This is a genomic window from Stenotrophomonas sp. INTA L402-1, assembly GCF_059295135.1.
Genome location: NZ_JCAFWP010000063.1, coordinates 1 through 11011, shown reverse-complemented (window position 1 = coordinate 11011; position 11011 = coordinate 1). Strand labels below are relative to the sequence as shown.

Sequence of the window (11011 nt, the reverse complement as noted above, 5' to 3'; positions counted from 1 at the left end):
GCGCCGTTGGACATTGCGGCGACAACGCCGCCTGCGAAGGCTTTTTTGGGCTGCTCAAGCGTGAGCGAGTCTATCGAACGAGCTACCCGACACTGGATGCAGCAAGAGCGGATGTGTTTGACTACATTGAGCGACGCCACAATCCAAGGATGCGGCGAAGGGTCGCCAGGCAGGATCAGAAGGTTGCAGCTCTTTTAGAACCGTCCGTGATATCGGGGTAGAACCCCCCGTTGCACTGAACGGAAACCCACACATACATTAAAGGACCTGTCATGCCAGTCGATTCTCCGCCTCCCGTTCCGCAAAGGCTGCGCGAGATGCTCAAGGACTATCCTGAGCATATTCAAACCCTGCAGGCTGACTTAAATCGCGTAGTTGAAAAGCCGTCCAAAGGCATCCCCTTATCTGAACAGGCTATTTGGGCATTGGAGGCTGCGCTCAGTACCTTCGCCGTGGATGCCCGCGAAGAAACCAAAGCGGCCGAGGCGGGCGGCGATCCGGCGGCGATTGCACAAGCCAAGGCAAAAGAACGCCTCATGTTTCAAGCTAGCTCCAGCAATGGAGGAATGCGGCTTGGATTGATGAATGATCTATGGGATTACTTTAAATTGATCGAGGGCGTTTGAGTGAGCACGTCAAATGGTGGTCTCGACGCCGCAACACATTCTCGTGTGTTCGAGGAGGCAGTCTTTCCTGACAGCGGATTCACCAGGGTTACTTCGCAATCTCAGCCCAGAGCAATCATCCTCGCGGGGCAACCCGGAGCAGGTAAAGGTAGCTTGGCCCGTGGGGCCGAGACTGAGCTTCAGCATGATGTCATCAAGATCGACCCCGATGAGCTGCGCAAATACCACCCAGATATAGGGAAATTCCAGGAGAGCTATCCCTACACATGGTCTTCGTACACCCATCCTGACGCCAGCGCGTGGTCTGACAAACTGCTAGATGCCACCGTTGCAGGGAAGAAGAACCTGATCTTCGACACCACGTTGAGCAACGGTGAGTGGTCGTCCGAACTGATCAAGGACCTGCAATCGAAGGGCTACACGGTGGAGGTGCGCGCCATTGCATCTCCAAAGCTGGAGAGCGAGCTCGGGGTTGACGTGCGCTACTCTCGCGACCTGGACAGCAAAGGCAATGGTCGCTACGTTCCCGCTGGTGCTCGCGATGCGATCTACGAGAAGCTGCCCAATAGTCTGGACATGGTGCACGAACGCACCGATGTGCAAATTCGCATCTTCAATCGTGAAGGCAAGGAGTTGTACGACAGCCACACCAGCCCGAAGTTGCCTGGGGCTGCATTGCAAGAGGCGCGCGAAGCCCGGCTAAAAGATCCCGCCCTCACCCGCCAGCTGCGGGATGGCTGGCAGGAGCAGCAGGCCTGGCACCGTGATTTGCCACAGACGCTGTCCCACAACGACAAGGTCGCTCGGCCCACGCGAGAGAACCTACTGACAGAGCGCAGCGAAGCTCAAGTGGTCGAGGGGCTTGAGCGGCAGGCGCGACAAATGGTCGATATTGATCATGCGGTGCGCATTCGCCCCACCCGCATCCGCGCGGGTGGGGCACTGGGCATCGCAGGCCTGGCATTGGATGCCTATGACGCCGGTGAGGCTCTGCGAGCAAGTAGCCGACTGCGTGGCGAAGGCAATGACACAGCCGCAGAGTCAGGGTTGATCCACTTCGGCGCACGCAGTGTAGGCGGCTTTACCGGCGCAGGTCTGGGCATGGCAGTCGGTGCGGTCGCGGGCGTCGAATCAGGCCCCGGTTTGCTGGTCACAGGCGCCATCGGCGGGATAGCGGGCGCGTTCGCGGGCGACAAGATTGCCGAGTGGACGGACAACCGTCGCATCTACAATCAAGCCGACAGTCAGGGAAACACTTGGACCTATGATCCGGATCATCCCGATCAAGGCTGGCAGCGCCCCGCACCGATTGACAACAGCAACGATGGCATCGACAACCCGACGCGTGGCCTTTTGCGCGCGCCTCCAGCCCTTGCCAACCAGCTGAATTACCAGGCAACCAGCGAGTCGGTGAAACTGGTGCTTGGCAGCCCGCCCAGCCAGCAAGACCCGTTCACGCAACCCGCCAATGTCAGCGACCCGCAAAGCTGGTATCCGGCGCAGTGGACACGTACGGCCGACGGCCAGCAGTGGCAACGCGAAGTGATCACTGCCGTGTACGAGCTGGGCCAGCGCGAGACGCGGATCGACGTGGCCAGTCCAGAACGAGCGGCCGAACTCGATCAGGCCGCTGCCCAGGTCGTGCTGCACAATGCTGCCAACAGCCGCCCGGTGATTGCGGCGCGCTACGAAGCAGCCTATGCCCAGAATGGCTGGGCGTCCTATGGCTCAATACCCGAGGCTGTGCAGCAGGCACGCACCGATTTGGACGCGTTGGCCGCCTCCGACGACAACCGCTACCAGCGCCAGGCGGACGGCCGTTGGGTCAGCGAGGGGGTGATCTACGATTCCACTGCCAGCGGCAATCTGCGCGCCGAGTTGGACGCCACCCGCGATGTGGTAGAGGCGACGTTACCGCCGCCCCACGCTATACAGAAGCCGTCGCCGATGACGGCTGATGAGCGCATGCGCGACACGCTGCAGGGCGCCTACGCGAACGCTGGGGTGGTCCTGAGTGCAGAACAACTGGCAGCGAGCGCGGTTGCAGTCCAGGCCACACAGACCGCGCAGGGTCTGGGGCCCGACACCACTGCCCTGCAGTTGCAGCGGAACGCCAACGGCGGTTACGACGTGGACAGCCCTATTGCCAATCTCCGCCTGGCCGCTGACGGCAAGACTTATACCATTGCGGCCGTGACCACGACGGAGGACATCCATCGGACACAAGGCCGGGCTTCCTCTACCGGCATCGATAACCCGCAACAGGCCGCGGGGGCCACCACTGAACAGCCAATGGAGCAGTCCCATGCGGGGGCGCCGATGCCGCCTCGGCAGGAACCAACACCGTCCCAGGCAATGACTGCCATGCAGGCCGACCCGCTGTATCGGCAGATCCGCGATGGCGTGGCCGCGCTGGACGCGCGTTACGGGCGCGAATTTGACGAGACCAGCGAGCGGATGACAGCCAGCCTGATGGTATTGGCAAAGGGCAATGGGTTGAAGCAGGTGGACCATGTGTTGCTGAGCAATGCAACTTCAGAACAGCCTGTCGCACACAACGTTTTCCTGGTCCAGGGGAGGCTGGACGATCCTGCGCACCTGCGTGCGTTCATGCCCACCGAGCAGGCAGTGCAAACTCCGGTTGCGGCGTCAGCGCAAAAGTACGAGGCGGTCAGCCGCGAGGTGGAGCAGCAATCCCATGCCACACAGCTTCAGGAACAGCATCAGCAGGAAAACCAAGCTAGAGCGGCCAGCATGGGGCGGTAGTCATTGCTGGTTTGTACTGACGAGCCGACGACGCGAGGCATGTTCCTCCAGAGCGCGCCCCGCGCCGTTGACGTGCCGAACATGCCGATGGCGTCCTGAAGCGTCACCGGAAGCCGAACTGATTGAATCCGCCCTGTCTATTACCCACCCGACGTGCTGGCGTGACTAGGTAAGCCCGATTTGTTGGGCAAATGCGCCATCATGGCGAGTGATGCAGAGAAAGGCGGCCGTAGGGCCGCCTTTTTCGTTGTGGTAGTGCCGGCCGCTGGCCGGCAACCCCCCGTGTTCGCAGATACCGGTCGACGCGGTACGGCGCCCCGTGCCCGACAATGCGGCCATGAGCATCGAAGAGATTCCCCCGCGCAGGCGCGTGAGCGCCTGGCCTAAGGCGCTGTGCTGATTGATGTGCGCTGGGCGGTCGCTGGGGGACCTACCTCGATGTGGAACTCGACGAGGGGACCTTTCAGCGACGGGATTTGGGCATGGACGCTTCTTTAGGGCCAGGACTGGATTCGACTTATGCAATTCCTTCTGTCATCTGCCTGGCTGAGGCCAGCACGAATTCATCCTGATAATGACCAGCGGCAACAGAGAGTCCAACCGGGCAATTGTCGACAGTCAGCAACGGCATGGAAATCTCGGGCAGCCGCGCGACACCGGAAAAGGCGGTGATCGCCATTGTCCTATCGTAGAAGTCCAGCACGGCTTCCAGCGTCGTCAGCGATCCCTTGAGAGGGGCAATGACAGGCGTCGTGGGGAAGCAGATGACGGTTCCGGGCATGAGGAAAGCATTGATCCTCTCGAAGAACCATTCGCAGCGGGTGATGCTGTCGAGTGCGGTAAGCCGGTCGAACGATTGCACATTTCCATACGCCATGGAGAAGGCAAAGCCAAGCTCGGGCTTGTGTGTTTCGATCCAGCTGCCAACCGTGCTCTGGAATTCGGCCGTCTGCAGATTCCGAAGCGCCTTCACATTGCAATCGACTAGCGGAACGTCCGCGCCGACGATCTGCGAGAAGCGGACTGTCTCCGGCTCGATGCCTGTGCGGGTGGCGATCGCCTGCAAGGCGGCCTCCGCCTGGTTTCTCACTGCTTCGTCAGCAATGTCCAGCGCATCGGCGAGGACCAGGATACGTCGCAGCGGCGCCGGCTGGCTTGAGCTGCTGCGCAGCAAAACCCGTGTCGCTGCATCAAGCAGGTTCAATGATGCGGCAACGACGCCCACCGTGCTGACGCTCGGCATGAAGGGCAGCACGCCGGCTTCGGAAATCCGGTGCAGGGATGGGCGCATGCCCCAGATACCGCACAGGCTCGCAGGAACACGGATTGAGCCGCCCGAATCGGTGCCGATGGAGAAATCGGCCACGCCATTGGCGACCGAGGCTGCCGATCCACTTGAAGAGCCGCCGGGAATGCGATCTGGAGCCCTGGCATTCACCGGCGTGCCGAAGAATTGGCTTTCGCCGTCGAGGCTATACGTGAATTCGTCCGCGACGACCTTGCCCACGCAGCGCGCGCCCGCAGCCAATACCTGATCGACGCAAAGCGCATTGAGCTTCGGCGCAGGATGCCTGGCCTGCCAAGCGGGGCTGCCATAGGAGGTCTTATGACCCGCCAGATCGATATTGTCCTTCACCGTGAAGGTTGTTCCCTCCAAAGGCCCTGCTCCAAGCGGTGCTATGTCGATCCTTTCGACGATCGAGCCGGACGGATCATCAGGGTAACTACTGTGCATGCTCATCTCGTGGTCGGTTCCGAAGCGTTGTGACGATTGTCCGTGCGAACATCGGCCTAATAGTATGAAACCCGAACGCTGCTGTTGCGGGCGCGCTGGGCGCGCCAGCCAGGCATGGGTTTGGTTCTCGATGTCTCGATCATGGCGGACTGCTGCGACGAGCGCGGCAATGAGGCAACGCGCATGGCATGCCTCGGCCGCGCCGCGATGTTGAAGCCGGTTGCACCTGGCTTGTGGCGGGGATCGATTCCGGCATCTGCACCTGCCCCGTGATGCTTGCCCAGACCAGGGTCGTACCCAGTGCACCTGCCAGGTACGCCACCGACACCGCCCCGATCAGCAGGCCCGCGGCATGCTCCAGCCATGGAAGCAATCGGCAACACCCCTGCGCCCAGCGCGGATGGCTGCCGAGCCACGCCATCAGCAGGCCGAGCGACAGCGCGACGCCACTCAGGCAGGCCACGTAAGCGGCCTGGGTGCCAGTGTCGGCTACGAGGCCGGTAACCAGGGCTGCAATCGCGAACTGCAGCATCCAGTTGCTGCTGCTGGCGAACGCCAGCAGGCATCCTGCTTCGGCGTGCGGCCAACGGGAGCGAGGACGCAGGCCCAAGGGCATCTGCAGGGAAAGCGGAGAGAACGGGGTCAAGCCGGCGTCGCGCAGGCACATGCCCGCCAGGCGCAGCAGCAGGAGGCAGCCCGCGCACTGCATCGCCAGCGTCCACAGGCCGCGGTTTCCCAGCATGCCCGCTGCAACGAAAGCCGTCGCACAGATGATGCCCGTACCGATGGCGATACCGAACGACGCGGCCATGGCGGCTTGCCCGCCCGCGCCCATCGCGGTGCGCAGGATCTTCGCGTGATGCGAAGCAGGCAGGAGCATGGCGAAGCCGTACAGCACCGCGACGATGAAGAACTGCTGCACGTAAACCTGCCACTGACTTACAGAAAGTGCAGAGTGTGGGTGGGTGTGAACGCGCGGTATTGAACGCCATTGCGACAGGTGCGAATCGCCGGCATCAGCCGGCCCACAGCGACACGACGATCCATAGCGCCAGTGCGATCATCAGAAGCCCTGCGGCCCGCTCAAGCCAGGGCAGGGCGCGTGCGAACCGACGCAGCACCCACGGGTGGCCGACCAGCGCGGCGACCAGCAGATCCCAAAGCAGGACGATGCCGAACATCCACGCGCCATAGAAGAATTTCGTTGCGGCGTTGGCCTGCGGGCCGTTGAGCATTGCCGCCAACGTTGCGTAGAACAGCGCATTCTTCGGGTTCAGCAGCGCAGACAGGGCGCCCAGCCCTGCCGCCTTCCACCATCCGTGGGCACCGTCCGCTCGCGATCCGGCGGCAGCGTCAGATGCCTGCAGCGTTGTCGAACCCGCATGGCGCAGGAACAGCGTGCCGAGGTACAGCAGGAACCCGCAGCCCGCCAACTGCACCGCAATGAACCCTGCGCTATCTGCGCGCAGCATGGCCATTCCAGTGAAGGCGGCCACGATGAAGACGCCATTTCCGAGGGCGATGCCTGCGCAGGCGCCACTGGCGGTGCGCCAGCCAGAGGTGATCGCAGTGCGCGCAACAAGGAAGAAGTCGGGGCCGGGTGAGAGCAGGGCGAGAAAATGTACGGTGGCGATGACCAGGAACTGTTCCATCGGGTCCGGCGGCGGCTGGCGGGGGCGCCAGTGTGGGGATGTGCCGCGCGGTGGTATTGAACGTTATTGCAGGCTCAACGCCGGTACTGGCCTGGGGTCGCACCGGCGTGGGCCTTGAAGACCCGCTGGAAATGACTCTGGTCGGCAAAGCCCAGTGCATGCGCGACCACGGCCAGTGCCTGGCCTTCGCACAACCGTCGGCGGGCCTCCTGGATGCGCTGGTCGATCTGCCAGGCGTGTGGCGTCAGGCCCGTGGCACGTCGGAAGGCGCGGATCAGCTGGTAGCGGCTCATGCCTGCCAGCGATGCCAGCTCCTGCAGGGCCGGGGTGTGTTCGAGCCGCTGGCGCAGAATGTCCATCACCGGCTGCAGCCGCTGCTGTAGTGCGGCATCTTCAGGCGGGCCGGCGACGGCTGCACCATCGTGTTCATCCAGATCGCCGACGAACGCGATCAGCGCCGCTTCCTTGACGCTGACCGGATCGTCGGAGAACAGCGTCTCGTTGAGCTGGCAGTACTGCTGGTAGCGCAGGCGATGGCTGGAAATCCGGATGGGTTCCTGCTGCCAGTCGGGTCCGGGCAGGCCGTCATACTCGGCGCGGACTTCGGCCATCCAGCGCGCATCCAGGTGCAACATCTGGTAGCTCCAGACCTGGCCGGGCAGGGGGTTGCAGGCATGCACGCGGCCTGCGGGTACGCCGACCAGATTGCCGGGTTGCAGCAGGCGCGGTCCTTCCGCCGCGCCGGTGAACACGCTGCTGCCGGCGTCCACGGCGCCGATCGAGAAAGTGTCATGGCTGTGCGGGCGATGGCAGGCGCGGCTGTCGCACGCCCGTCGGCTTTCGACGAAGGGCATGCGCGGGTCACGCCAGAATTCGGTGGCAGAGCGCATGCAGCGGTTCCGGGATGCAGGGGGCAACGCCTGCATGGTGCCATGTTCGGGGCAAGGCGCGTCGAGGGTGTCTGCGCGATAATGCGGCCATGAGCATCCAAGAGCTTTCCCCCGCGCGGGCACGCGAGCGCCTGGCCCACGGCGCGGTGCTGATCGATGTGCGCGAAGCGCACGAACGGGCCGGCGGGATGGCCGAGGGCGCGCGCGGCGTGTCCAAGGGCGAACTGCAGGCCGACCCGGCCGCGCATCTGCCGCGGCACGACCAGGAGATCCTGCTGATCTGCCAGAGCGGCAAGCGCTCGGCCGATGCCGCGCAGTCCCTGCTGGAGGCCGGCTACACCCGCGTCGCTTCCGTGACGGGCGGCACCGTGGCCTGGCGCGAGCAGTCGCTGCCGCTGGTACAGCCGCTGGCCAGCGCCGCCGACCGCGACTTCTACGACCGCTACTCGCGGCACCTGCTGCTGCCGCAGGTGGGCGAGGCCGGCCAGCGCCGGCTGCAGCAGTCGCGGGTGCTGGTGCTGGGTGCCGGTGGCCTGGGCGCGCCGGCCGGCTTCTATCTGGCCGCGGCCGGGGTAGGGCACCTGCGTTTTGCCGACCACGACCGCGTGGAGCGCAGCAACCTGCACCGTCAGATCGTGCATACCGAGGCCAGCGTCGGCCAGCTCAAGGTCGATTCCGCGCGCGAGCGGCTGCTGGCGCTCAACCCGTCGATCGAGGTCGAGGCAGTGCCCGAGCGGGTCACGTCCGAGAACGTGGATCGGCTGCTGGAGGGCGTGGACGTGGTGCTGGATGGGTCGGACAACTTCCCGCTGCGCTACCTGCTCAACGATGCCTGCATCAAGCTCGCCAAGCCGCTGGTGTACGCCGCCATCGAGCGTTTCGACGGCCAGGTGAGCGTGTTTGACGCTGGCCGCCAGCGTGGCGTGGCGCCGTGCTACCGCTGCCTGTTCCCGGAGCCGCCGCCGCCGGAGTTCGCGCCGAACTGTTCCGAGGCTGGGGTGCTGGGTGTGCTGCCTGGCCTGGCCGGCGTGCTGCAGGCCACCGAGGTGCTGAAGCTGCTGCTGGGTATCGGTGAGCCGCTGGTCGGCCGCCTGCTGCGCTTCGATGCGCTGGGCATGCGCTTCCGCGAGACCGGCATCCGGCCAGACCCGCAGTGCCCGGTGTGCGCGCCGGGCGTGCCGTTCCCGGGGTATATCGATTACGCCGCGTTTTGCCGGGGCGGGTGAACCCGTCCGGGGATTCATCCACGCCATGCGTGGATGGATGTATCGGGATTCGGGATGATGCTGGGGGTCACTCTTGGCATCGTTCCACCTCCAAGACAATCCGGCGCAACATGCGTGCTATTGCCGTCATCGGCATTGCTCTATTGTTGAACCCGATTCTGGATCTTGGGGAAAACACCGCATGGCGGTAGAAGCAGCGACCAGCGAGCTGGTCAAGGTCGTGGCCCTGTTGGGCGCGGCGGTGGTGATGGTGCCTTTGTTCCGCCGGGCCGGCCTGGGCTCGGTGCTGGGCTACTTCGCCGCTGGCCTGGCGATCGGACCGTTCGGGCTGGGCTGGTTCTCCGACCCGCAGGCCATCCTGCATACCGCCGAGCTCGGCGTGGTGATGTTCCTGTTCGTGATCGGCCTGGAGATGCGGCCCTCGCACCTGTGGAGCCTGCGTAAGGAGATCTTCGGGCTGGGCACGCTGCAGATCGTCACCTGTGCGCTGGTGCTGACCAGTATCGCCAAGCTGTTCGGCCTGCCATGGCAGGTGGCCTTCATCGGTGCCACCGGCTTCGTGCTCACCTCCACCGCGGTGGTGATGCAGCTGCTGGCCGAGCGCGGCGACATCGCGCTGCCGTCGGGGCAGAAGATCGTCTCCATCCTGCTGTTCGAAGACCTGCTGATCGTGCCGTTGCTGGCGCTGGTGGCCTGGATGGGCCCGAGCGCGGGCAGTGCCGATGGCGAAGGTTCGCGCTGGTTGTCGGTGGCGATCGGTGTCGGCGCCATCGTCGGCCTGGTGCTGGTCGGCCGCTTCCTGCTCAACCCGCTGTTCCGCGTGCTGGCCGAATCGAAGGCGCGCGAGGTGATGACCGCCGCCGCATTGCTGGTGGTGCTGGGCGCGGCGCTGCTGATGCAGCTGTCCGGCCTGTCGATGGCGATGGGCGCGTTCCTGGCCGGCGTGCTGCTGAGCGAATCGACCTTCCGCCACCAGATTGAAGCGGACATCGAACCGTTCCGCGGCATCCTGCTCGGCCTGTTCTTCCTCAGCGTGGGCATGGCGCTGGACCTGAGCGTGGTGGCCGCGCACTGGCAGCTGATCCTCGGCCTGGTGCTGGCGTTGATGGCGGCCAAGGCGCTGTGCATCTACGTGGTGGCGCGCATCATGGGGAGCGACCATGCGCAGGCGCTGGACCGTGGCGTGCTGATGGCGCAGGGCGGCGAGTTCGCCTTCGTACTGTTCTCTGCTGCCGCATCGGCCGGCGTGATCGACCTGGAGATCAATGCCAACTTCACCGCCGTGGTGGTGCTGTCGATGGCACTGACCCCGCTGGTGGTGCTGGTCTACAAGCGGATCGCACCGAAGCCGACGGTGAACATGGACGGCGTGGACGAGGCCGATGGCCTGTCCGGCAGCGTGCTGCTGATCGGCTTCGGCCGCTTCGGCCAGGTCGCCAGCCAGTCGCTGCTGGCGCGCGACGTGGACGTGACCATCATCGACAACGATGTGGAGATGATCCAGAGCGCGGCGCGCTTCGGTTTCAAGATCTACTACGGCGACGGCACGCGGCTGGATGTGCTGCATGCCTCCGGCGCGGCCAACGCGCGCGCGATTGCAGTGTGCGTGGACAAGGCCGAAGCGGCTGACCGCATCGTTGAACTGGTGGCGCATGAGTTCCCGCAGGCCAAGTTGATGGTGCGCTCGTTCGACCGCGAGCATTCGCTGCGGCTGATCCATGCCGGTGTCGATTTCCAGATCCGCGAGACGTTTGAGTCGGCAGTGCTGTTCGGTCAGGCCGCGCTGGTCGAGCTGGGTGCGGATGAGGGCGACGCGATCGAAATTGCCGAGCAGATCCGCCGCCGCGATGCTGAGCGCTTCGAGTTGGAAATTGCCGGCGGTGGTTTGAATGCTGGTGCACGGATGATCTATGGCAACAGCCCGCAGGGCGTACCGACGCCGACGCCGTTCACCGCGCCGAAGCGGGAGAGCAAGACGCTGAACCCGCAGGATGTGCCGGAAGAGGAAGAATAAAGCCCGGTCGTGCCGGCCGCTGGCCGGCAACCTCAGCGCACCATCCGTCGGTAGTGCCGGCCGCTGGCCGGCAAATACGGAAACGTTCCGACGTCATGAGGT

Annotated in this window: 9 protein-coding genes; 5 read left to right on the top strand and 4 right to left on the bottom strand. The window is 64.4% G+C overall.

Annotation, left to right across the window (positions count from 1 at the left end; genetic code table 11):
* From AC5O77_RS20940 to AC5O77_RS20930, 3 genes are all read left to right on the top strand, one after another.
* Positions 1 to 221: IS3 family transposase (locus AC5O77_RS20940; protein WP_494506876.1), on the top strand; the 221-nt coding region annotated here is incomplete at its 5' end.
* A 51-nt stretch (positions 222 to 272) separates the two neighbouring features.
* Positions 273 to 626, top strand: coding sequence for a hypothetical protein (locus AC5O77_RS20935; protein ID WP_317217137.1), 354 nt, complete (start codon positions 273 to 275; stop codon positions 624 to 626).
* Positions 627 to 3392 carry a zeta toxin family protein gene (locus AC5O77_RS20930; RefSeq protein WP_478057148.1) on the top strand — a complete coding sequence of 922 codons (2766 nt, stop codon included), beginning with the start codon at positions 627 to 629 and terminating at the stop codon, positions 3390 to 3392. It abuts the gene before it with no gap.
* A 517-nt stretch (positions 3393 to 3909) separates the two neighbouring features.
* Here AC5O77_RS20930 and AC5O77_RS20925 read toward each other — a convergent pair.
* From AC5O77_RS20925 to AC5O77_RS20910, 4 genes are all read right to left on the bottom strand, one after another.
* Entirely contained in the window at positions 3910 to 5127 is a 1218-nt protein-coding gene (locus AC5O77_RS20925; RefSeq protein ID WP_317217135.1) for an amidase family protein, read from the bottom strand.
* Positions 5128 to 5266: 139 nt separating this feature from the next.
* Complete coding sequence (locus AC5O77_RS20920) at positions 5267 to 6049, bottom strand: lysine transporter LysE (protein WP_317217134.1); 783 nt, start codon at positions 6047 to 6049, stop codon at positions 5267 to 5269.
* Positions 6050 to 6143: 94 nt separating this feature from the next.
* Positions 6144 to 6779: a LysE family translocator gene (locus AC5O77_RS20915; RefSeq protein ID WP_317217133.1), complete on the bottom strand. Its 636-nt coding sequence runs from the start codon at positions 6777 to 6779 to the stop codon at positions 6144 to 6146.
* A 74-nt stretch (positions 6780 to 6853) separates the two neighbouring features.
* Positions 6854 to 7669, bottom strand: a complete 816-nt coding sequence (locus AC5O77_RS20910; protein WP_317217132.1) for an AraC family transcriptional regulator — start codon at positions 7667 to 7669, stop codon at positions 6854 to 6856.
* Between the two features lie 89 nt (positions 7670 to 7758).
* Here AC5O77_RS20910 and moeB point away from each other — a divergent pair, with 89 nt between their 5' ends.
* Positions 7759 to 8895 (top strand): molybdopterin-synthase adenylyltransferase MoeB, encoded by a 1137-nt coding sequence (gene moeB / locus AC5O77_RS20905; protein ID WP_494507133.1) that lies wholly within the window; start codon positions 7759 to 7761, stop codon positions 8893 to 8895.
* A gap of 181 nt (positions 8896 to 9076) precedes the next feature.
* On the top strand, positions 9077 to 10909 hold the full coding sequence (locus AC5O77_RS20900) for a monovalent cation:proton antiporter-2 (CPA2) family protein (RefSeq protein WP_494507132.1): 1833 nt from the start codon (positions 9077 to 9079) through the stop codon (positions 10907 to 10909).
* The last annotated feature ends 102 nt before the right edge of the window (positions 10910 to 11011 follow it).

Bases quoted from the DNA above. Each gene is read 5' to 3' on its own strand.
- AC5O77_RS20935 (WP_317217137.1), top strand. From the start codon at position 273: ATGCCAGTCGATTCTCCGCCTCCCGTTCCGCAAAGGCTGCGCGAGATG.
- AC5O77_RS20925 (WP_317217135.1), bottom strand. From the start codon at position 5,127: ATGCACAGTAGTTACCCTGATGATCCGTCCGGCTCGATCGTCGAAAGG.
- AC5O77_RS20915 (WP_317217133.1), bottom strand. From the start codon at position 6,779: ATGGAACAGTTCCTGGTCATCGCCACCGTACATTTTCTCGCCCTGCTC.
- AC5O77_RS20910 (WP_317217132.1), bottom strand. From the start codon at position 7,669: ATGCGCTCTGCCACCGAATTCTGGCGTGACCCGCGCATGCCCTTCGTC.
- moeB (WP_494507133.1), top strand. From the start codon at position 7,759: ATGAGCATCCAAGAGCTTTCCCCCGCGCGGGCACGCGAGCGCCTGGCC.
- AC5O77_RS20900 (WP_494507132.1), top strand. From the start codon at position 9,077: ATGGCGGTAGAAGCAGCGACCAGCGAGCTGGTCAAGGTCGTGGCCCTG.